Origin of the sequence: Mucilaginibacter pineti, assembly GCF_900101875.1 — a bacterium.
In the GTDB taxonomy this organism is placed as follows: domain Bacteria; phylum Bacteroidota; class Bacteroidia; order Sphingobacteriales; family Sphingobacteriaceae; genus Mucilaginibacter; species Mucilaginibacter pineti.
This window is the reverse complement of record NZ_FNAI01000019.1, coordinates 109171-131418: the sequence shown is the minus strand read 5'-3', so window position 1 is coordinate 131418 and position 22248 is coordinate 109171. Positions and strand designations below refer to the sequence as shown.

General features: G+C 43.0%; 25 protein-coding genes and 1 pseudogene. 14 read left to right on the top strand and 12 right to left on the bottom strand.

Annotation, left to right across the window (positions count from 1 at the left end; translation table 11 throughout):
* Positions 1-93: pseudogene (locus tag BLS59_RS32745) on the bottom strand (glucosamine-6-phosphate deaminase); the annotation flags it as partial.
* 100 nt (positions 94-193) lie between these two features.
* Between BLS59_RS32745 and BLS59_RS27930 the strand changes: the two are divergent.
* The 3 genes from BLS59_RS27930 to BLS59_RS27920 all read left to right on the top strand — a co-directional run bounded on the left by BLS59_RS27930 (position 194) and on the right by BLS59_RS27920 (position 3747).
* Positions 194-1381 carry an anhydro-N-acetylmuramic acid kinase gene (locus BLS59_RS27930; RefSeq protein WP_091156131.1) on the top strand — a complete coding sequence of 396 codons (1188 nt, stop codon included), beginning with the start codon at positions 194-196 and terminating at the stop codon, positions 1379-1381.
* A 43-nt stretch (positions 1382-1424) separates the two neighbouring features.
* Complete coding sequence (locus BLS59_RS27925) at positions 1425-2930, top strand: NAD(P)H-hydrate dehydratase (protein ID WP_091156127.1); 1506 nt, start codon at positions 1425-1427, stop codon at positions 2928-2930.
* A gap of 220 nt (positions 2931-3150) precedes the next feature.
* Positions 3151-3747, top strand: coding sequence for a pyridoxamine 5'-phosphate oxidase family protein (locus BLS59_RS27920; RefSeq protein ID WP_091156124.1), 597 nt, complete (start codon positions 3151-3153; stop codon positions 3745-3747).
* On the opposite strand, the gene BLS59_RS27915 is transcribed toward BLS59_RS27920, so the two are convergent.
* From BLS59_RS27915 to BLS59_RS27890, 6 genes are all read right to left on the bottom strand, one after another.
* The gene (locus BLS59_RS27915; RefSeq protein WP_091156121.1) at positions 3744-4583 is read right to left on the bottom strand and encodes an anti-sigma factor; all 840 of its coding nucleotides are present in this window, start codon (positions 4581-4583) and stop codon (positions 3744-3746) included. The two genes, BLS59_RS27920 and BLS59_RS27915, sit on opposite strands and share 4 nt — an antisense overlap.
* 2 nt (positions 4584-4585) lie before the next feature.
* Positions 4586-5137 carry an RNA polymerase sigma factor gene (locus BLS59_RS27910; protein ID WP_091156117.1) on the bottom strand — a complete coding sequence of 184 codons (552 nt, stop codon included), beginning with the start codon at positions 5135-5137 and terminating at the stop codon, positions 4586-4588.
* A gap of 24 nt (positions 5138-5161) precedes the next feature.
* Positions 5162-6043, bottom strand: a complete 882-nt coding sequence (gene lipA, locus BLS59_RS27905) for a lipoyl synthase (RefSeq protein ID WP_091156113.1) — start codon at positions 6041-6043, stop codon at positions 5162-5164.
* A gap of 188 nt (positions 6044-6231) precedes the next feature.
* Positions 6232-6561, bottom strand: a complete 330-nt coding sequence (gene ytxJ, locus BLS59_RS27900; RefSeq protein ID WP_091156110.1) for a bacillithiol system redox-active protein YtxJ — start codon at positions 6559-6561, stop codon at positions 6232-6234.
* A gap of 231 nt (positions 6562-6792) precedes the next feature.
* On the bottom strand, positions 6793-7287 hold the full coding sequence (gene ribH / locus BLS59_RS27895; protein ID WP_091156107.1) for a 6,7-dimethyl-8-ribityllumazine synthase: 495 nt from the start codon (positions 7285-7287) through the stop codon (positions 6793-6795).
* 137 nt (positions 7288-7424) lie between these two features.
* A complete protein-coding gene (locus BLS59_RS27890; RefSeq protein ID WP_091156104.1) occupies positions 7425-8102 on the bottom strand; it encodes a tetratricopeptide repeat protein in 678 nt (225 codons plus the stop codon).
* A gap of 303 nt (positions 8103-8405) precedes the next feature.
* On the opposite strand from BLS59_RS27890, the gene recF reads away from it, so the two are divergent.
* Together recF and BLS59_RS27880 are read left to right on the top strand one after the other, a co-directional pair.
* Positions 8406-9506 carry a DNA replication/repair protein RecF gene (recF, locus tag BLS59_RS27885; protein ID WP_091156100.1) on the top strand — a complete coding sequence of 367 codons (1101 nt, stop codon included), beginning with the start codon at positions 8406-8408 and terminating at the stop codon, positions 9504-9506.
* Positions 9499-9789 carry a DciA family protein gene (locus BLS59_RS27880; protein ID WP_091156096.1) on the top strand — a complete coding sequence of 97 codons (291 nt, stop codon included), beginning with the start codon at positions 9499-9501 and terminating at the stop codon, positions 9787-9789. The genes recF and BLS59_RS27880 overlap by 8 nt, the downstream gene beginning before the upstream one ends.
* Here the strand turns inward: BLS59_RS27880 and BLS59_RS27875 are convergent.
* A complete protein-coding gene (locus BLS59_RS27875; protein ID WP_091156094.1) occupies positions 9776-9982 on the bottom strand; it encodes a hypothetical protein in 207 nt (68 codons plus the stop codon). The two genes, BLS59_RS27880 and BLS59_RS27875, sit on opposite strands and share 14 nt — an antisense overlap.
* 172 nt (positions 9983-10154) lie before the next feature.
* Complete coding sequence (locus BLS59_RS27870; RefSeq protein ID WP_091156090.1) at positions 10155-10574, bottom strand: nucleoside-diphosphate kinase; 420 nt, start codon at positions 10572-10574, stop codon at positions 10155-10157.
* Positions 10575-10834: 260 nt separating this feature from the next.
* Here BLS59_RS27870 and BLS59_RS27865 point away from each other — a divergent pair, with 260 nt between their 5' ends.
* From BLS59_RS27865 to BLS59_RS27845, 5 genes are all read left to right on the top strand, one after another.
* A complete protein-coding gene (locus BLS59_RS27865) occupies positions 10835-11845 on the top strand; it encodes a DHH family phosphoesterase (protein ID WP_091156086.1) in 1011 nt (336 codons plus the stop codon).
* A 7-nt stretch (positions 11846-11852) separates the two neighbouring features.
* Positions 11853-12863 (top strand): FKBP-type peptidyl-prolyl cis-trans isomerase, encoded by a 1011-nt coding sequence (locus tag BLS59_RS27860; RefSeq protein WP_091156082.1) that lies wholly within the window; start codon positions 11853-11855, stop codon positions 12861-12863.
* Between the two features lie 182 nt (positions 12864-13045).
* Positions 13046-14038, top strand: a complete 993-nt coding sequence (locus BLS59_RS27855) for an FKBP-type peptidyl-prolyl cis-trans isomerase (protein ID WP_091156079.1) — start codon at positions 13046-13048, stop codon at positions 14036-14038.
* Between the two features lie 47 nt (positions 14039-14085).
* Entirely contained in the window at positions 14086-14853 is a 768-nt protein-coding gene (locus tag BLS59_RS27850) for a TatD family hydrolase (protein WP_091156075.1), read from the top strand.
* A gap of 35 nt (positions 14854-14888) precedes the next feature.
* On the top strand, positions 14889-15911 hold the full coding sequence (locus BLS59_RS27845) for an asparaginase (RefSeq protein WP_091156072.1): 1023 nt from the start codon (positions 14889-14891) through the stop codon (positions 15909-15911).
* Positions 15912-16140: 229 nt separating this feature from the next.
* On the opposite strand, the gene BLS59_RS27840 is transcribed toward BLS59_RS27845, so the two are convergent.
* Both BLS59_RS27840 and BLS59_RS27835 read right to left on the bottom strand, forming a co-directional pair.
* Positions 16141-16431: a putative quinol monooxygenase gene (locus tag BLS59_RS27840; RefSeq protein WP_091156069.1), complete on the bottom strand. Its 291-nt coding sequence runs from the start codon at positions 16429-16431 to the stop codon at positions 16141-16143.
* On the bottom strand, positions 16403-17035 hold the full coding sequence (locus tag BLS59_RS27835) for an NAD(P)H-dependent oxidoreductase (RefSeq protein WP_091156067.1): 633 nt from the start codon (positions 17033-17035) through the stop codon (positions 16403-16405). Before BLS59_RS27835 ends, BLS59_RS27840 begins: the two co-directional genes overlap by 29 nt.
* Before the next feature lie 102 nt (positions 17036-17137).
* Between BLS59_RS27835 and BLS59_RS27830 the strand changes: the two genes are divergently transcribed.
* The 3 genes from BLS59_RS27830 (at position 17138) to BLS59_RS27820 (ending at position 19983) form a co-directional block, all read left to right on the top strand.
* A complete protein-coding gene (locus tag BLS59_RS27830; RefSeq protein WP_091156064.1) occupies positions 17138-18034 on the top strand; it encodes a LysR family transcriptional regulator in 897 nt (298 codons plus the stop codon).
* Between the two features lie 479 nt (positions 18035-18513).
* Positions 18514-19077: a hypothetical protein gene (locus tag BLS59_RS27825; RefSeq protein ID WP_091156061.1), complete on the top strand. Its 564-nt coding sequence runs from the start codon at positions 18514-18516 to the stop codon at positions 19075-19077.
* 222 nt (positions 19078-19299) lie between these two features.
* The gene (locus BLS59_RS27820; RefSeq protein ID WP_091156057.1) at positions 19300-19983 is read left to right on the top strand and encodes a hypothetical protein; all 684 of its coding nucleotides are present in this window, start codon (positions 19300-19302) and stop codon (positions 19981-19983) included.
* Between the two features lie 362 nt (positions 19984-20345).
* On the opposite strand, the gene BLS59_RS27815 is transcribed toward BLS59_RS27820, so the two are convergent.
* The gene (locus BLS59_RS27815) at positions 20346-20945 is read right to left on the bottom strand and encodes an RNA polymerase sigma factor (RefSeq protein WP_162842798.1); all 600 of its coding nucleotides are present in this window, start codon (positions 20943-20945) and stop codon (positions 20346-20348) included.
* Positions 20946-21160: 215 nt separating this feature from the next.
* Between BLS59_RS27815 and BLS59_RS27810 the strand changes: the two genes are divergently transcribed.
* Positions 21161-22219 (top strand): FecR family protein, encoded by a 1059-nt coding sequence (locus BLS59_RS27810; protein WP_091156050.1) that lies wholly within the window; start codon positions 21161-21163, stop codon positions 22217-22219.
* Positions 22220-22248 lie beyond the last annotated feature (29 nt).

The following is a 22248-nucleotide window of genomic DNA, read 5'->3' as shown; positions in this document are numbered from 1 at the left end:
GGCTACGGCCACGGATGCCTGCTGCTTACTGCCATAAACACTTACCGGCAGCTTCTCGTACCGGGTTTCTTCCAATAAATTTAATCGGGCCATAAATAGGATGGTATTTGGTTACAAACAAATATATCAGATATTTACATTGTGGCGCTATTATTCTCAATTTACAGGCCGCAACAAACAGTAAATTAAGCACATGTTACCGCTAAACCAAAATCTGCAAAATCTTTTCGATATCGCCCAAAAGCCAGCCAAAATTGGCATTGGTTTAATGTCGGGCACCTCGCTGGATGGGTTGGATATAGCCTTGTGCAAGTTTACCGGCAATGGTTTACAAACAAGATTCGCATTGTTGCAATTCATCACCATACCTTACCCCAATAGTTTTAAAAAGGAGGTACAGCAGGTGTTTGCCCGCAAAACTGTCGACCTGGGAAAGCTGACTTTGTTAAACGCCTACATCGGCAATTATCATGGCGAGCTTGTTTTGCAGGCGCTTGCAAAATGGGATATTGAGCCTGAAACTGTAGATTTTATAGCCAGCCACGGGCAAACTATTTACCATGCCCCCCAACGTTTACATAAACAACCTGGCTACCCCAATGCCACCCTGCAAATTGGCGACGGCGATCACCTGGCGGTAAAAACCGGGATACTAACCATTAGCGATTTCAGACAAAAACATATTGCCGCAGGCGGTGAAGGGGCACCTTTAGCCCTATACGGGGATGTGTTGCTGGGCGGTAAGCCTGGCGAAAATAGGATTTTGCTGAACATCGGCGGTATTGCAAATCTTACCTATTTGCCTGCCGATGGCGATACATCGAAGGTATTATGCACCGATATTGGCCCGGGAAATACGCTGATAGATGCTGCTTGCCGGGAGTTTTTCAATAAGACTTATGATGAGGATTCGAATATCGCCAACAGCGGTACGGTAAGTAAAGCATTGCTCGCCGCCTTGCTTGATCATCCATTTTTTGCGGAACAAGCTCCAAAAACCACCGGACCGGAATTGTTTAATTTAACCCTTGTTGAACACGTGCAGGCAACGTCCGGAACGGAAGATATTTCCAAAGCAGATTTAGTAAGTACGTTAAGCGCATTCACCGCAACTGCTATCATTGATTTTATAAAAACTAATATAAACGCACCCGAGTTAAAAGTTTTTGTAAGCGGCGGCGGGGCACGAAACCCCTTTGTAATGGAACGGCTAAAACAGCAATTTGATGATATAAAAGATACCGGCAGCTTAGGCATTGATCCTGATGCTAAAGAAGCTATATTGTTTGCGCTGTTGGGTAACGAAGCGCTTAGCGGTGAGCCGGTTGCTATCGGCAGTAATCCAGCAGTATTGATGGGGAAGTTTAGTTTCCCGGTTTAGTTATATTTAAAACAAAACATATAATTCCTAACTTTAGGTTTATATGCTGCCTTTACTAATTTCCGACCAAATTCGCCAGGCTGATGCCTACACCATAGCCAGCGAGCCTATTTCTTCTGTCGATCTGATGGAGCGGGCCTCAAGGGCTTTTGTAGGATGGTTCATTAATCACTTTCCCGATAAAAAACAGGCTATTTCGTTTTATTGTGGCACCGGCAACAACGGGGGTGATGGCCTTGCTATTGCCCGTTTGTTAAATGAGCATCAGTATAAAAATATCAACGTTAAAATAGCGCGTTTCAGCAGCAAGGCATCAGATGATTTTAATGCTAATTTTGTCCGTTTAAAGCAAACAAGCGTCCCTGTTGCAGAAATAAACAAAGGTGATAAACTGCCGGATGAAAACGGTGCTATTATTATTGATGCCCTGTTAGGAAGCGGTTTAAACAAGCCACTCGCCGGCGATTATGAATTGTTGGTAAAGCATATTAACGAGTTAAACAAAACCGTGGTTGCGGTAGATGTGCCTACAGGCTTCTTTTCGGAAGGGGAAGTTTTGCCTGACACAATAGCTATAAAAGCCGACTTGGTGATCACTTTTCAGCAACCCAAGATCAATTTCCTGCTGCCCGAATCGGCGCCCTACATCAATTGCTGGGAAGCAGTGAACATTGGTATAAATGAAGATTTTGTACGGTCGCTAAATTCACCATACCAATTTATAGAGGAAAAAGATATCCGCCGGATGTTAAAACCACGACACCGGTTTAGCAACAAGGGTACATACGGTCACGCGCTAATTATAGCCGGCCAGGAAAAAACCATGGGTGCTGCGCTCCTTTGTGCCTCAGCCAGTGCACATGGTGGGGCGGGACTAACTACTGCCTGCATCCCCCAAAGCGGCCTCACCGCGCTGAATACTTACCTGCCCGAACTGATGGCAATTGTGCGGAATGAAAATGAGCTCCCCGAAATTGAATGGGATAAATTTAATGCCATTGCTATAGGCCCGGGACTTGGGAAGGATAAGGATGCGGCGGCTTTACTGTTGAGTTTTATAAAAAACTATAAAAAGCCCCTGGTTATTGATGCCGATGCACTTAATTTATTGGCGGCCGATAAAAAAGTATTAGAAAAACTCCCCGAAGAAAGTATTTTAACGCCGCATATGAAAGAGTTCGACAGGCTGTTTGGTGAACATAAAAGCTGGTGGAACAGGTTGCAAACAGGTATTGAACAGGCGGCCAGGTTGAAAGTAGTCATCGTTTTAAAGAATGATTATACCATAACTATTGCACCTAACGGAATGGTTTATTTTAATTCCACGGGCAACGCCGCTATGGCATCAGGGGGTATGGGTGATGTGCTTACCGGGGTTATTACCGCATTGCTGGCTCAAAACTATACACCGTTACAAGCCTGTATTATAGGAACCTATATACATGGTAAAGCCGGCGATGAACTGGCGTTGCCAAACAGGTTAAATGTAGTTTTGCCGGGTAAGCTTGCCGCGCAGCTTCCGGCAACAATGGCAAAGTTAATGGTATAAAAAAAGCGGTTGTAAGTATCGTACAACCGCTTCTGGATTAACTATTAACTGATCTTATAAAGAACTAAATACTCAAGTTTAATGAGTCAGATCTTTTTTCATCACATATCGGTTTCTCGGGTTCTTTTTGATCTAACTGGTTATAGGACGCATGAACTACCCTAATAGTTACAAAAAAACGAATAATTGATTGGTTTTTTCATTAAATAAATGTTAAATAATGTCACATAAGGACGTTTTATTTACTAAAATAGTATCCGAAAGCTGGGAAAAATTGAAAAAGAGCAGTTTGCAAAATCACAGTACATGTCGTAACATGTTGATTTCGAGCTATGGAAAAGACAGCATTTGCGCCAGTACCGTTGTTTTGCGGGCTGTTGATGAAGCGACAAAAAAAATATTTTTTTATACCGATTTACGGTCTGAAAAAACTGAAAATCTTAGGCGTGATGGCCGAATTACAACGTTATTTTATGATGATGCTGATAAAATTCAACTCATATTAAAAGGAGATGCCACTATTCATAACCAGGATGAATTAACCGAGTTGCATTGGAATGCATTAAATGACAACGGTAAAACGGCCTATATGGCGCAACCTGGTCCGTCCTCAAAAATAGGTGGGCCTGTCAATGGTTTGGAATACATTAACCCGGAAAATATGTTTGATGCGCTGATTAAGGGCTACCAAAACTTCGCAATTGTAAGTATTAGCGTAAACTTTTTAGAATGGCTAAAACTTAGCCGCGATGGCAACCGCAGGGCATGCTTTAATTTAATAAATAATAATTGGGAAGGACAGTGGCTGGTACCTTAAAACTTACCAATAACCATCATCTGATCAAGCGTTGGGTTAACACTGCCGCCTCTTGGCTCCAATGTTACCGCAAATGCATCAGCCGAAGCAATTGACTTCATTTCTTTAATATTGGCGGTATCGCCTTTGGCATCAAAAACGCCCAGATCAACCGGTTTGCCGCCTACAAGTGCCCAAAGTTGGTATTGGTGTGCTTCGTCATTTTTTGGCATTTGCATATTTGCCATATCTAAAACCACCTTTTTCTTAGCCGGGCTAAATGCCAGGGTAATTACCGATGCTGGTGTTTTAGCCGTTCCCTTCAGGTGAATGATCTTGTACGATGTATCGCGCAAAACTATCAGTTCCTTATCCATCAGATTAACGTTGTTGGCAATTTTCTGCCTGTCAAGCGTTATGGCAATCAACTGATCTTTTGATTCTTTCAGGTTTCCGTAAACATTTACAAGCGCAATACTGCTTGCTATGAGCAAGGTAAAGCTGGCTGCAAATGCGTATTTGTAAAAGTTATTTTCTTTACGGGCTGGCAGGGTAACAATATTATCTTCTTCGTATTCTGTACTTTCTTCGTGTTTTGGTGCGGCGGTTAAGTTATTGTCATCGCCTAAATTAATGAGCAGACTGCCTAATATGCGGCCACGTAATTTTTCTGATGGTTCAACCGCGTTTTCTTTTGCATACAACTCCATGGATAACTCTATCGCATCCAGTTCGGCCTTTACCTCCGGATGTTTTAAAGCCATCGCCTCCACTTGCAACTTTTCGTCGGGGGTAATATCCCCCAGAACGTAAAGTTCCAGTATCCCTGTTTCTATATATGCTTTTAAATCTTCCACTTTCAATTAAAATGTTTTCTGAGTTGCTGTATGCCCATTCTTAACCTGGTTTTAATGGTTCCCAGCGGAATGCCCAATTCATCGGCAGCTTCCACATGGGTGTAACCCTTAAAGTATACCAGATCGATAATTGATTTTTGCTCAGGTTTTAACGTCTGCACTAAATCTTTAACACCCATCAACTCAGGCTTGTAAACTGTGTTCCTTTGTTCGTCTATGAAAGTTACGTTATTTTCAATCTCCTGGTTTTTATTTTGATTCTTAAAGTCTTTTGAGCGGATCTTATCTATTGCAAGGTTGCGTGCAATATTAACCATCCAGGTAAATAAACGGCCTTTTTCAGTACTGTAGCTTGAAAAGGAATGCCAGATTTTTACAAAAGTTTCTTGTAAAACATCTTCGGCTATAGCGGTATCGGTAACAATGCGTGAGATTACTCCATATAAAGACGACGAATACATGTCATAGAGCGCCTCCACGGCGATCTTTTCATGATTTCGCAGCGCAAGCACCAGCTCGTCCTCTGAAAGTGATATTTTATGTTTCTTACTCAACGTGGTGAATATATAAAGGAATTATCATATTTCAAACAGATGTTTTTCTGCATGATAAGATGAACGTACCAGCGGGCCGCTCTCTACATATCTAAAACCTTTATCTAAGCCAAATTGTTTTAAACGCGCAAACTGATCTGGGTGTATCCAGTCAATTACCGGGTGGTGATTGCGGGTTGGTTGTAAGTATTGTCCTAAAGTAAGGATCTGTACGCCGGCAGTAAGCAAGTCGTCCATTGCCTCTAATATATCACCTTCGGTTTCGCCCAGGCCAAGCATAATGCCCGATTTGGTGCGCAAGCCAGCTTCAGATACGTGTTTTAAGCACTCCAAACTACGGTCATATTTTGCCTGGATACGTACTTCTTTCGTTAAGCGCCTTACCGTTTCCAGGTTATGTGATACCACTTCGGGGCGGGTTTCCAGCACGCGGGCAAGGTTATCCCAGTTGCCGCGGAAATCTGGCAGCAAAGTTTCTAAAGTGGTTTCGGGGCTTTCCCGGCGGATGGCGTTAATGGTTTCGGCCCAGATGATAGAGCCGCCGTCTTTTAAATCATCGCGATCAACAGAGGTGATAACGCAGTGTTTTACCTGCATTAATTTTACTGATGTGGCTACACGGTTTGGCTCATCAACATCAACAGCAAGCGGCCTTCCCGTTGCTACGGCGCAAAATGAGCACGAACGGGTACAAATGTTACCCAAAATCATGAATGTGGCAGTACCGGCTCCCCAGCACTCGCCCATGTTGGGGCAATTACCGCTTTCGCAAATGGTATGCAGTTTATGCTCGTCAACCAAACCACGCACATGAGCATATTCTTTTCCGATGGGAAGTTTTACCCTAAGCCAATCTGGCTTACGCTGGGTTTGACTAACAGCAGCAACAACCGGTAATTCAATCATGGTACAAATGTAAGTAAAAACCAAATAACCAGTAATATGGTTACCGGCAGGTAGTAATAATTATTACAGTAAATTGAAGATGTGCAAATTTCAAATGTGCAGATTTCAGATGCTTGTAAGATGTGATAACATGAGTGTGAATAGTTCATAGCCTAAAATACCACGAACTATTATCCACGAACCATTAACTAACCAAGTACCGATATCGCTTCTTCAACAGAAATAGCACCGTGCGATTGGTCAAGAACGCATTCGCCGTCTTTGATCAGCAATAATTGCGGAGATTCATGATGTACATGGAAAAGCTGGGCAACCTGTGCCGATAGCTCGCGGTATTTGATAAGATCTAAAAAGTAAAGGGGCATATCTTCGGGGAGGTCTTCCCAATCCAGTTCAAAGCGCCTTTTTGCCATCATGCTGATGGAGCAGCGTGTGCTATGTTTAAATATCAGGCTGTAACCTTGGTATTGTTTTATACTATTTAATTGTTCTGCCGACTCCAGCGCTATCCAGTTCATAAAATTAAAATATAGTGTGCAATGCTATAACGTAATTATAACACTAAAACTCATGAAAGTTTTATGTGGTAATTAAAAATGACATTTGCCTGTTAGCGACCGCCTTTAGGATATGAGCTGTAAGCAGGGCATAATTTATTTGAGCATGAAGATATGCCGCAAGCCACAATGGCTACTATCGCTATATAAATAATTTTTCTCATCGTATTAACTTATCAGTTTTAACGTAAATCAGTCATTTAAAGTTTCAGCAAGGGCCGCCATTTTTATGGCCGTAATTGCAGCTTCATCGCCTTTGTTACCATGTTTGCCGCCTGCGCGGTCAATTGCCTGTTGCTGATTATCAGTTGTTAACACACCAAATATAACAGGTTTTGAATATTTTATGGCAACATTGCTTACGCCATTTGCTACTGCGTTGCAAATAAAATCAAAATGGCGGGTTTCGCCTTGTATTACGCAGCCTAAGCATATTACAGCATCTATTTTACCGGTTTTTAGCAATAAGTCGGCACCGGAGGTAAGCTCGAAACTGCCGGGAACGGGATGCGTAAAAATATTTTCGGGCAGCGCGCCATTGGTAACCAGGCTGTTATAAGCCCCTTGGTAAAGCGCGTTTGTTATTTCGGCATTCCACTCGGCTACAACAATACCAAAGCGGTATGCGGCTGCCGAAGGCACCTGGGTATGAGAAAAGTCTGAAAGATTTTTAAGCTGGGTAGACATCTTGAGTTTTCGGATTTGGGATGTTCGGTTGCGGATTTGTTTTTTCGGATGACCTAAAATAAAAAATCGATTTCAGATTTAGAGGCTTTGCAAGTCAATAAATCCGAAATCGAAATTCCGACATCCGAGATCAAAAATTATAATTTCGCTTCGGCGCGGGCAATATATTCGTCAATATTCTGAGCCTCAGCACTTTCAGGGTATTCTGATTTTATCCTTTTGTAAGTTTCTGATGCTGATTTGTTATCTTTTTGTTCTTCGTAAACCAAGCCAAGCTTCTTTAAGTAAAGCGGAGAAAGGAATTTGTTTTTTGCCTTGTCAACAGCTTTGTTAAAGTAAGTTGCAGCATTGCTATAGTCCTTTAGTTCCACGTAAGCATCGCCTGTACTGCCAAAAGCCTCTGCAGATACCATGATATCGTCACCGCGGAAATTGGTAAGGTTTTCAATAGCCTGTTTGTAATCGCCTTTGTTTAAGTAGGCAGTACCTAAGTAATAATAAGCAAGGTTTGCAGCCTTGGTATTGCTGTAATCGCTAATGATTTTTTCAAAACCAGGGTAGCTGGCATCACCTTTAATGGCTTTGTCCCAATCTTTTTTGGCCCAAAAATCCTGTGCTACGTGCATTTGGTTAGCCGCAGTAATTTCACGCGGACCTAAATATACTTTCAGGTATAAAAAATAAATTACGATAAGAGCAATCACTGCTCCTGCTATAAATAGTAAGCTTTTTTGATTCTCGCGCACGAAATTGCCGCTTTGCCCTAAAGAAGTTTGAGGTGCTGCAACTTTGGTATTCGCCTGGGTTTTTGACATTGTTATTACAAAATTAAGTTTGCAAAGTTACAGTTTTCAAAATTACTGGCAATAGCTTTTAAATTAAATCTTTGCGGGGCGTAAAGTTTTGTTTTTTTACATTTCGTCAGCAGCCGTCAGTAGGTCGTCAGTCGCCGTCAATGGGTCGTCAGCAATCGTCAGTAGGTCGTCAGTAGCCGTCAGTAAGGGTTTGGTTTTTGTGGCTGATTCCAATTGTGAGTTTTTAGCGGGCGACATTTTGGGCTTAATCAAACACAATCCGCCGGCCACTTAATCAACCAAAAAAACTAACTTTGCCATCCCATGTATCTGCAGCAACTATCAGTTATTAACTTTAAAAATTACGAGGAGGCCGAGCTTGTTTTCAGCCCCACGGTTAACGCTTTTACGGGGAACAACGGCGCGGGCAAAACCAACCTGCTTGATGCTATCCATTACCTGTCGCTTTGTAAAAGTTATTTTAACCCGATAGACAGCCAGCAGATAATGCAGGGTACCGATTTTTTTATCATCACCGGGGTGTTCAGCAAAAACCAGCAGCCCGAAGCGGTGGCCTGCTCAGTTAAGCGCAATCAAAAAAAACAATTCAAACGCAATAAAAAAGATTATCAGCGCCTTGCCGATCATATTGGCCTGCTGCCGCTGGTAATGATATCGCCGTATGATACCAGCATTATAACCGAGGGCAGCGAAGAGCGGCGCAAGTTTATTGATAATGTAATATCCCAAACAGACAACCATTACCTTGATGAGCTGATAACCTATAATAAGGTACTGGCCAACCGCAATGCCCTGCTAAAGCTTATTGCCGATACCGGCAGGTATGATCCCAGTTTGCTGGAGGTGCTGGATGAACAGCTCACCCTATCGGGTAACCGTATTTTTGAGCGGCGCAAGGCTTTTATGGAAGGTTTCACTACTATATTTAATAAGCATTATAGTTTTTTAAGTGATGATGCCGAACAGGTGGAGCTTAATTACGAATCGCAATTATTGCAGGATGATTTTGGCGGCCTGCTGAAAAAAAGTGTGGAACGCGACCGCGCCCTGCAGCGCACCAACGTAGGTATTCATAAGGATGATCTGCAATTTGGCATTCACGGTATGGCCATGAAAAAATTTGGATCGCAGGGGCAGCAAAAATCTTTTCTGATTGCGCTTAAACTGGCGCAGTATACTTTTCTGTATCAGCAAAAAGGATTTAAACCGCTGCTGCTGCTTGATGATATTTTTGACAAGCTGGATGATGACCGCGTTACCAAGCTTATGAAAATGGTATCCAACAATGATTTTGGGCAGGTGTTTATTACCGATACCAGCATAAACCGCGTTGAGCAGATCTTTGAAAAAATTGCTGTTGATGTAAAACTATTTAATGTAACCAAAGGAACTATCGATGCGTAAAACAAACGACAAATCCATGAAGGAGGCCATTGAGCAAATGCTTAATGTTTATAAAATTAAACGCCGCTTTGATGAAACAGCAGTTGTTTCGGCATGGCCGCAGCTGGTTGGTACATCGGTAGCAAACCGCACCAAGGAATTGTTTATAAGAGATAGGAAACTGTTTTTACGTATCGAATCGTCGGTTATAAAAAATGAGCTTATGATGATGCGTACCCAAATAGTGGATAAGATAAATGAAGAAGCAAAAGGGATCTTGGTAGAAGAGATTATCTTCCTTTAGTTAAACGCAAACGAACACTTGGATGGCGTTTTAAACCCAGATCGTCGCTTATTACCGAATATACTAAAATAAACAGGCCCGGTATAATAAAGGCAAGCTGAACTTCAGGGTGTGCCTGGTATAAAAGTATAGAAGACGCTGTTAAGCATATCACAAAAAGCGTGTAAATGATGCATTTCAAAAACAGTTTCATATTCTATAAATTTTAAAGTTGCCTTTGGTTTGTTAATTAATTGGCATGTTTACTGCCTCAACAGCATAGCGCCGTTTGGTAAAGTTACAAAACATAAATCTGAAATACCAATAAATGAGGCAATTAATTTACGGATGTAACTTTATCATTACATCCGTAAATTAAAAAGGTTTTAGAATTTTTCGAAAGCCGAGAAAAAGAAGCTGCCTTCAATTTCCGCATTCTCGTCAGAATCTGAACCGTGAACGGCATTGGCATCAATTGATTTTGCAAAAAGGTTACGGATGGTACCTTCTTCTGCTTTTGAAGGGTCGGTAGCGCCAATAAGCTTGCGGAAATCTTCAATAGCGTTATCTTTTTCAAGTATAGCCGCTACAATTGGGCCCGATGACATGAAGCTAACCAAATCCTTGTAAAACGGACGTGCAGCATGTACTTCATAAAACTGACCTGCTTTTTCTGGCGTTAAAAAAGTGTATTTAAGGGCGATGATCTTAAAACCGCTCTTGGTTATCTTGTCTACAATTGCACCAATGTGGCCGTTTGCTACTGCATCGGGCTTTATCATGGTAAAAGTTCTGTTAGTTTTCATTGAATTGATTTATCTTTTTGGGTTCATGGTTCGTGGTTGATGGTTCATAGTAAATATGTTGATGGAATTAAGCGCGTTAAGGCTACAATCTTAAACCGTAGCTGCTATGAACCATTAACTATGAACCATGATCTTTTCCAACCCCGACCAATTTGCCGCAAAAGTAACGTTTTACATCTGTAACATAAAGCTTTTTCAATTAAATTAGATGGTTTGTATTTAATTTATTTATTTAGCTTTGCAACTCTTTTTTAAAATTGATGTTAGATTTAGCCGCGCTTAAAGAACTTTTAGCAAGCCCTCAAAAAATAGTGATCACTACCCATCATAAACCCGATGGTGATGCTATGGGCTCGTCATTAGGTTTGTACAATTATCTTATACAGCAGGGCCATCATGCAAGGGTTATTGCCCCAACAGATTATCCTGATTTTTTAAGCTGGCTGCCCGGTAACGAAGATGTTATTATATACACCGAACAACCCGGGCAATCGGCAGCGTTAATTGCCGATGCAGCACTTATATTTTGTTTGGATTTTAACGCTTTAAGCCGCATCAATGAAATGGGCGCACTGGTGGGCGAAAGCAAGGCCTACAAAATAATGATAGACCACCACCTGGAACCTCAGGATTTTGACGATTACCGTCACTGGAACATCAACGCCTGCGCAACCGCCCAGCTTATTTATGATTTTATAGTTAATGAACTGCAGCACAAGGAACTGATAAATAAGGATGTGGCTACCTGTTTATATACAGGCATCATGACAGATTCTGCATCGTTCCGTTTACCAAATACCACATCAGCAGTTCACCGTATTGTGGCCGAGCTTATTGATGCCGGCGCGGTAAACTGGCGTATTCATGAGCTGGTTTACAACAGTGCTACCGAAGGTCGCCTGCGTTTTCTGGGCCATTGCCTGGCCAATTGTTTGGAGGTTTTGCCCGAGTATAATACCGCCATTATAGCCGTAAAACATGAAGACCTTGAGAAGTTTGATGTAGAAACCGGCGATACCGAAGGCATCGTTAACTATGCCTTATCAATGGCCAGCATAAAGTTGGCGGCCTTTATTGTTGCACGCGGCGATAAGGTAAAATTATCATTACGTTCAAAAGGAGAGTTTCCGGCAAACGAGATTTGTAAAAAATATTTTAGTGGCGGCGGGCACCGTAATGCGGCTGGCGGCGTTTCATCACATAGCCTTGAACAGGTTGTACAAGAGTTTAAACTAATATTACCCGAATATAAAAAACTATTATTACAGTAAATTAAACATGAAAAGAAAATTAATGTTCTTGTCTCTTGCGGCAATTGGCTTTGCAAGTTGCAACGGAGGCTTTAAACAAGGCGATGCTGGCTTGCTTTATAACATCCACACTTCAAAAGGTGGTGCGCATATAAAGGAAGGCGATTTTATGAGCGTTAACATGGTTATTAAAACCGATGGCGACTCGGTGCTGGTAAATACTTATGATGTTGGTCACCCAACACTTACACCAATGCCAAAACCACAATCAAAAGGCGATATTTACGCCGGTATAGGAATGCTGGGCGAAGGCGATAGCGCAACCTTTAAGATCTCTACCGATTCAATCTTTAAAAACGGTGCACAACGTCCGCCGGGCTTAAAAGGTAAATTTTTAGTATTCCAGGTTAAAATAGAAAAAGTTATAGCTAAAGGTAACCTTACAGATCAGGTTTTCAGAGGCAGGGTTGAGGACTACGGAAAAACTTTATCTGCCGGTATGAAAGCCCAGGAGCCTGCAAAAATTGCTAAATACATTGCAGACCATAACTTAAAGCTTAGCAAAACCAAATCTGGCTTAAACTATGTAATTACAAGCCCGGGCAGTGGCCCAACCGCTGCTGTTGGCGATACTGCTGTAATAAAATACGCAGGCCGCCTGCTAAGCGGTAAGGTATTTGATACCAACATAAAAGAAGTTTTCATTAAAGAAAAAGTACAGGGCGATCCAAACCGTCCGTTTGATGCTATCCGTGTACCTGTTGGCGCTGCCAGGGTTATACCGGGCTGGGACGAAGGTTTGCAGCTGATGACTAAAGGTTCAAAAGCTATATTCGTGATCCCTTCAGATCTTGCTTACAAAGAACAGGGTATCGGCCCGATTGGTCCGTTTACGCCAATTATGTTTGATATGGAACTGGTTGACATTGTTCACCCAAACCCTAATGCACCAAAACCGGTTGTACCGCAAATGATGCCACAGGCACAACAAGCGCCAACCTCACAGGCTCCAACACAGGCACCTGCTCAGAAAAAATAATTAAAAAATATACAAAGCCTTCCCCGCCATAACGGCCGGGAAGGCTTTGTTATGTTAATGAATCCCTCTCTTAAATTGAGAGGAAAATATCGAATAATGAATGTTCAATGTCGAACACCGATTTTTCATTTCATTATTCAACATTCGATATTGAGTGTTCGATATTCTAAAAACTACACCCTATGAAAAAAGTTGTTTATTCATTGTCGCTTTTGTTTGTTGCCCTGGCAGCAGTTGCACAGGCGCAAACAGATCTGAAGAAAACCGCCCAAGGCGCGTTCTACCAGATATATACCAGCAACCCTGGCGATAAGATAAAACTGAACGATGTAATTACATTCCAGTTTGTTCAAAAAACCGATAAGGATTCGGTATTATTCAGTACTTACAAAGCCGGTCACCCGGTACAGGCGCAGGTACAGCCATCACAAAACGTTGGCGACCTGATGGATATTTTCCCATTGCTGGCTGCTAAGGACAGTGCCATAGTAAAAGTACCAACCGATTCTATATTTAAAGGCCATGAAGAAGCCCGCCCACCATTTTTTCCTAAAGCCAGCTTCTTAACATTTGTGCTTAAAATAGAAAAAGTACAATCCCTTAACGATGCCATTGCCGAGCGTAATGCCGGTATTGAAAAACAAAAGCAGGATGAGGTTACCAACCTTAACGCTTATGTAGCTGCTAATAAACTAAGCCCGGTAACCACAGCATCTGGCTTAAGATATATTATCACCCAGCCATCGGCCCTGCGTAAGCCTGTTGCCGGCGATACTATTTTGGTTAATTATGCCGGTACTTTGCTAAACGGTAAACTGTTTGATACCAGCATCGAGTCTGTAGCAAAAGCAGGCGGGCTTAATCAGCCTGGTCGCCCGTATGAGCCTATCAGCATAGTGTTGGGAGAAACCCCGCTTGTTGCCGGTTGGACAGAAGCATTGGCTTTATTGCCGCAAGGCTCAAAAGCAAAGCTTATTATTCCATCAAACCTTGGTTATGCCGATAAAGGTCAGGGAGATATCCCGCCTTACAGTCCCTTATTATTTGATATGGAAATTGTAAAGGTAATACCGGGTAAGCACGTTGCCCCGGCAGCTGCCAAAAAGCCCGGTGTTAAACACCCGCTAAAAAAAGGCACCGCCAAAAAAACACCCGTAAGTAAAAAGAAAAATTAACAAAAAGCCTTCTGCCAAAAAACAGAAGGCTTTTTTATTTTTGCAGCATGGTATTAACAGATACGCATACCCATTTATATTACGAAACCATTGCCGATAAGCGCACCGCCTTATTGCAGCGCTGTACCGATAACCATGTTACCCGCCTGTTTTTACCCAATGTAGATGCTGCTTCGGTACCGTTGATGGTTGATCTGGTGCAGGCCTATCCGGCTATGTGTTACCCCATGCTGGGTTTGCACCCCTGCTCGGTAAAGGAAAACTGGGAGCAGGAACTGGCCGCCATTAAAGCTGCCCATGCCCAGCATCAGATTTATGCTATCGGCGAAATAGGTATCGATCTGTATTGGGACAAAACCTTTTTAAACGAGCAAATTACCTGTTTTAAACAGCAGATAGCCTGGGCCAAAAGTCTTAAACTACCCATAGTTATCCACTGCCGCGATGCTTTTGACGAGGTATACGAGGTATTACAGCAGGAGCAGGGCGATGACCTGCGCGGTATATTTCATTGCTTTACAGGCACTATTGAGCAGGCCCGTAAAATTACTGGCCTGGGCTTTTATCTGGGCATAGGCGGTGTAGTTACCTATAAAAATGCCGGGCTTGATAACGTTGTTGCGCAAATACCCCTGAAGCATATAGTTTTAGAAACAGATTCTCCGTACCTTACGCCCGTTCCGTTCCGGGGTAAACCTAATGAAAGTTCATACCTTACTTATGTTGCCCAAAAGGTGGCGGACATGCACCAAACAACTGTTGAAACGGTGGCCGAAATAACCACGCAAAATTCAAAACTGGTGTTTGGTATTTAATAAACACTAATGTTATACAGCATAAAACCTAATTAATGAGCCAGATACTGATCATCTATACCGGAGGGACAATAGGTATGATGAGCGATCCTGTTACCAAGGTGCTCAAGCCTATCAACTTTGAGCAAATAATGGATAATGTGCCCGAATTGGAGAAACTTAATTGCCGCATTAAGGTACACTCCTTTGAGGAAATCATTGACTCATCAAACATGAACCCCGAAATATGGCGCGACCTTGCGGGGCTGATACAGGCTAACTATCATGATAACGATGGCTTTGTGATATTACACGGCTCAGATACCATGGCCTACACCGCATCGGCACTAAGCTTTATGCTGGAGAATTTGGGTAAACCCGTAATTTTTACCGGTTCGCAGCTGCCGATAAGTGCTATCCGTACGGATGCCAAGGAAAACCTCATGACTGCCATTGAAATTGCAAAGGCAAAAAAAGGCGATCATGCCCGTGTACCCGAAGTTTGTATCTATTTTGATTATAAGCTTTTCCGCGGTAACAGGGCCTTTAAATATAATTCATCAAAGTTCGAGGCCTTCCGGTCGCCGAATTACCCTATACTGGCCGAGTCTGGCGTGCACCTGCGTTTTAGCGTAAACGATATCAGGCAGCCGCAGGAAGGTTCGGAGCTTATCATCCACAATAACCTGGTGAGCGATGTGGCCGTGTTGAAACTGTACCCCGGCATCAGCCCCAAGGTGGTTGAAACCATTTTAAACGCCGATGTACGTGGCATAGTAATGGAAACCTTTGGCGCGGGCAACACCACTACCGATAGCTGGTTTATCGACCTGCTGAAAGGCGCTATTGACAGCGGCAAGGTAATAGTTGACATTTCGCAATGTAAGGTAGGCACAGTTGAGCTGGGCCGATACGAAACCAGCAAGCAGCTGAAAGATATAGGCATAGCCAACGGTTACGACATGACCTTTGAATCGGCAGTTACCAAAATGATGTACCTCCTGGGCCAGTTTGATGATCCCGCCACCGTAAAGCACTACATGGAGCTTGATCTGCGCGGCGAGATAACGGTATCGTAAGCGCCTCATGAAATAATCCTCTCCAAAGGAGAGGACTTTAACTTGCATGGTGCCAAATAAAAGAGCGATGGGTTTTACCCATCGCTCTTTTATGTTAAGATTATTACAGGCGCGGGCTTGCAGCCCGTGACTTAGCATGGTTCCGGTTTTCAGCCGGCATGTATTAAGCTGGAAGCTTAATACATGCTATCACACGGGTTACGCTGCGCTAACCCCGCGCGAGGTTATTTTACCTTACCGGGTTTGTGCTGTAAATAATAATATCACCATCCCTGATATCCGCCGAATTTGCTATAAAATCCTTGATGTGCGGCTGGGTACCATGCAGGGCCAGTCCCTCGGCATCTTTCCATAGCTCATGAAAAATGTAAATGTTGGCATCATCTGCAGATTGAAAAAGATCGTACTGCAGGCAGGCCGCTTCAGATTTTGAGCCTTTTACCAGTTGCAGTAAAAGTGGTTTCAATTCTTCGGCGTGGCCGGGTTTGCTTTTAATTATTGCTGTTAAGTAGATATTCATGTTCTTGCGTGTTATCAACAAAGTTTTTTGTTAGGTGCGTTTTGTAAATTTTAATATCGCGTGCAATGTCTGCATTCTTTTCCACATCATGAAAATGGAGGCCGCTGATAGGCGTCATCCCCGTAAAGGCATTCATGCGGTGAAAGCCGAACAGCGGACCATCATCAACGCTGGTTTCCTTGAAAAATTCATTGGGCAGGGTAAAGGCTTCTTTAGGCGCGTTCCATGAACTGGTAACCATGTATTGCCTGCCGTGCAGCATGCCGCCGGTTCCGTAATTAACGGTGGGGTTTTCGGCTTTGCGGCCGTCGCTGTGATAGATACCTTTTGCATGGCCCTCGGTAAATACCACGTCGATATATTTTTTTAGTCCGTGCGGCACCTGGAACCACCAAATAGGTGTGTGGTAAATGATCACATCGGCCCAAACGTATTTATTTACCTCTTCCAGGGCGTCATAAGGTTCGTTGATATCGGTATACTTAACTTCAAAGCCAGGCTGGTTTTCAAAAAAACTAACGGTGGTATCGGTTATTGTTTTGTTGAACCTACCGCCCGAGTGACCAAACTTTTGACCGCCGTTTATTACAAATATTTTCTTCATTGTGTGTTGCTTATTTATTACAGCACAAAAATACCCCGGTATTAACTATAATTAAAATAACATAAATCATACCTTTGTATTATAATTATAATGGATTGAGTTATGGTAAATTTAGAATGGTACCGCACTTTTAAAGCTATTTATGATACCGGCACGCTCACCGGCGCTGCCGAAAGCCTGTATGTATCGCAGCCGGGCGTGAGTTTGCATTTGAGCTCGCTGGAAGCGTACGTGGGCTATAAACTGTTTGACAGGACACCGCGCAAAATGGTACTTACCGAACGGGGAAAGATCCTGTACAACTATATCCAGGAGGCATTGGAAAAGCTGGAATCGGCCGAAAAGCATTTTCACCGCAGTACCGAAAAGGATACGCCCACCATTAGCATCGGCATGTGCTTTGAAACTTTTCAGATAACGCTGGAGCCTTACCTGGCTGGCCTGCCCTTCAATGTGATCATTAAATTTGGCGATTATGTGCAGATGCTGAGCGATCTGGACAGCGGCATCCTCGACCTCATCATTACCCCGCACAAAGGCGAGGGTAAAAACATCGACTATAAAGCTTTTTCAAAAGAAACCATTGTACTGGTGGGTGGCAAAAACACCGATACCAACGTATTTGACGAACTGCTTGCCCAGCATGACAGCAAGAATATACAGGAATGGCTTATTAAGCAAAAATGGTACGGCACTGCCGGCGATATGGAGCACTGGATAAGGTTTTGGTACACCAACTTTGGCCGCAGGCCAAGTTTTAAACCCAACTACATAGTGCCCAATTTAAATTCAATAGTGCGGTGCCTGGCCAGCGGCGAGGGCATTGCCGTTATCCCCGATTTTTTGTGCAAGCGCGAAATTGACAAAGGCGATGTAAAACTGATATGGGAAGGGGCCCCTAAGATTGAAAACACACTCCACTTTGCCATGCGTAAGAAAACCATTTACGCCAAAGAAATAGCCACCATACAAGCCATATTTGAAAAGGAAATGGCGTAACAAATAGAACGTATAGCATTGGAGCGGGCTTTCAGCTATAAGTGTTCGAACAAATAAAAAGGGTGTCATTTCGACGAGGTACGAGGAGAAATCTTCTGCGAAATGTAAGTGGACTCAGTATTTCGTTGAAGATTTCTCCTTGCCACTCACACACAATGCCCATGCGGGCTCGTCGAAATGACAACCTTTTATAAGTCGCTAAGGTTTCGAACACTTATAGCTTGCAGCCCGTGACTTAGGATGGTTCCGGCTTTCAGCCGGTGTTTATTAAGCTGGAAGCTTAAAACATGCTTTCACACGGGCTGCAAGCCCGCGCGAGTAAAGGAGCGACTGTCACCCTGAGCTTGTCGAAGGGTAGAGCGCAGAGGCCTTTGCCCGCTATGCTTCGACGGGCTCAGCATGACAGGTCCTTTTAGTTTTTCCTCACTTTAAACCTTAACGGGTGTTCCATGTCAAAACGCATATAAACCTGCATCGCTATGAAAAAAATTATCCTTGCCCTTTTGTTATTTGCCATTACGGGTGCTGCTTCTGCCCAAACTACAGGCGCCGAATTTATACAGAAAAACACATTCGACGGGATTGATTTAACCCTTTATCGGGCGGTAACATCAAGTAAAGACAGCACCTACACCACAAGTTTTGATTATACTCCCGGCAAAACCGCTTCACTTAGCAGGAAAGGAAAAGTAGTTACCGTTATAACGCCCGATGGTGTCCATTATGTAATTACGCTAAGCGGTCCAACTGCTATACTTGTTGCGCCGGATAGTTCAAAAACACTTTGGATAGATCGCGCACCTAAAACAACTATCATTCATCCAAATGGTACCCAGTCGGTTTTTATAACTACCATAACTAAGGATTACCGCAGCACCGAGGTTACCAATCCCGATGGATCAACGTTTACGGTGAAGGATAACCTAAAGGGCACGCTTATCGTGAATGCCGACGGTACCCATTCCTACAGTTTTAAAACCGGCCCCAATACCACCCTCATTGTAAACGCCGATGGATCGCAAAAGACGATAACAACGCCCTGAGTTAAAAAAGAGTGTCATGTTGCTCCGGATGACAAGCTTTTACGTACCCTCTCTTCCCCTTTTGTCATCCTGAGGAACGAAGGATCTGTTCAACACCATGCAAGGCGGATCTGGAAATCGCATAATAGATCCTTCGCCGCGCTCAGGATGACAAAAATGTCACGCTGAATGTAGCGTTTTGGTTATTGGCTGCGTATAGCTATTATAAACCTTTCAAAACTTATGAAACAGCTCTCCATTTTCTTTCTTGTTTTATTGTTATTTCCGGCATGTAAAAAAGAGGCAACGGACTCAACTAAAATAATAGTCGAGCCGCCACCAACAAAGATCATTTCAAGCGATACACTTACAACCGGGCAGCAATGGGGCTTAACTATAGGGCAGTCAAGCGCCGATCTTTATGCAAAGATCCAGGAAATTCGTGCTGAAAGAAAGATCACTAATTTATCTGTTGTTGGCAGTGTTTTTACAAATTTGGAGGGGCTGGAAAATAAGATCCCGTTATATACATCCATTTACCTGGATAAAAAGGTAGGCACAAGCACCGGTATCCAGATCTATTTTTCCAATAATAAGGTAAAGTCTATTTATACAAATGATGGGGTGGTATTACCTAAATGGCCGATGGATATCGGAGTAAATTCAACGGTTGCTGTAGGCGATAACATTGACGGCATTTATAATAAGCTGGTAGCCATTAAAAAAATAAGTGCCTATACCAGCAGGTTTGAGTATATCGGAATTTTTGATAAAGATATTACCAAGGTGTATGATCCCCAAATGAGTGCATCGCCACAATGGTATTTTTCTGTTTCTGTAGGTGATAAAAAATATAACCGGGTGCAGCTTAATTTTACTTCCGGAAAACTGGTTTCTATTTATTCGAGCGTGGTTCAAACGGAGTAAAAAGCCTGTCACCCTGAGCTTGTCGAAGGGTTGCGCGTAGAGGCCTTTGCCCGCTATGCTTCGACAGACTCAGCATGACACCCTGTTTTACTGCCAACACTTGCGCTCGTTTTTAACCACAGGTGTTGGGAAGACTGAATTTTATAAAAAGTTTGTCATTTCGACGAGCCTGAGCGGGCGCGTGTGAACGGGGCGAGGAGAAATCTTCAACGAAATACAAAGCCCCAATGCATATCGTATAAGATTTCTCACTCGTACCTCGTATCGAAATGACAACCTTTTTACGCCTCCAACACTTGCGCTCGTTTTTAACGAGTGCTTAATATGTTTTTGCGTCTGCGACGCATCTGCGTAATGCAGCCCTACTTCCCATCACCAAACATCCTGAACACCACGGTTACGCATATTACATCGCGCAGTATTTTAATGGCATTGTGCAGGGTGTTGTAAACGGTGCGCTCGGTTAAGCCGGTTTGGTCGGCAATATCTTTAAAGGCCACGGTATCAAAATAACGCAGGCGAATGATCTCTTTTTGGCGGGGCGAGAGTTGATTAAGCGCTTTCTGCAGCCGCTTTTTCATGTGCTCATCGTGCTGGCTGGCAATCAATATCGACTCATATGATGGTTCAATATGGCTGCTCTCTACTTCAATATCGGCAATAAGATCGCAGGTTTGGGTTTCTTCAGAAAATTGCTGATAAGTTTTGTAAAGTATGCGTTTGTAAATGGTAAGCGTGTACTGCTGCACGTTTTGAACATCGGCCAGTTTGTGCTTAATTTTCCATAGCTCCAAAAATAAATTATGGATGCCTTCTTTAACCAGTTCGGGGTTTTTATATAGCGAGAGGCCAAAGCGGTACAGGTCGTCGTAAAAAATATTAAAGCATTCAAAAAGTCCCTGCTGCTCTCCTTCAGCAAGCAATTGCCAGTTTTTGTAAATGTCCCCGCGTTTAGGACTCATTAATACTGTTTTTGACACTTCCATCTAAAGATTAACAATTAATAGTGGATTTACAAATTACGGCACTTTTTAAAATATTTAAAAAACTACCCCATACTTATTGAAGTATACAATTATACAGCAAAAAATCACAACATAAAATTTATTTGGAAAAACATTGGTAAAAAAGAATAATCTACTGCACTTGTGTGTAAAAGATTCAACAAATACTTTATATGGACTATTCTTCATACCAAACGGCCGATTTTTTAACTGACGACAGCTTTGTACAATATTGCTATAATGATAATAAAGCTGCCGTTGCCAAATGGGAAGCTATACTTGCCGCGCAGCCTTCGCTAAGTAAAAATATAGGCGATGCCCGTGAACTTTGCCTGCTGCTGGGCATCAAGGTAAGCCCTGCCGAAAAGGCCGTTGCCCTTAACCGTTTAAAAGCTGCCATAAACCAGGCTCCCGAGTTTGAAGAACCGTTATATGAAAAAACCATCGGCATAAAAAAATATTTTACCGGCTGGCTGGCTATTGCGGCTACGCTTTTGGTAATGGCGGGTGCCTTCGGGGTTTACCAGTTTAATGCGCCGCCATCTGGCGCTAAATTGTACAGTGCGGCTACTGATGTTAATTATACCACGGTTGGCAGCACAGATTTTGACCACCGCAAACACATCGTTTTGCCCGATGGTACTTCGGTATTGCTCAACGGGTCAAGCACGCTTAAAATAGCGAAGGATTATAACGCCAGCAACCGCCATGTGCTGCTGGTTGGCGAGGCGTTTTTTGAGGTTACAAAAAACAAACACAAGCCTTTTGTGGTAATTACCGGCAAAACCGCTACCACCGCGCTGGGTACCTCCTTTAAAGTACAAAGCTATCCCGGCGAAGCCGTGGCCAGTGTAATGCTATCAACCGGTAAGGTAAAGGTAGAAAGCACCCGGCCCGACCAGAAAGTAGATGATATGCTGCTTATCCCCGGTCAGCAGGCGGTTTTAACCAACGGCGAAACGGCTTTCAAACAATCAACATTTTACGCGGCCAGCCTGCAAAACTGGATAGACCGTAAACTGGTATTTAAAAGCGCCGGGCTTGATGAAATAAGCGCCAAAATAAAGGCCACCTACGGCATTACCGTTACTCCCGTAAATAAACCTGCCGATGATGTATCGTTCACCGGTGAGTTTACCAATAAAAACCTTACCGAGGTTTTATACGCCATTAGTTTCACCAATCACTTTACCTATAAGCAGGAGGGCAGCACGGTAAAACTCAATTTTTAAGCGATAATCCCCAACCCCTATTAATCCAC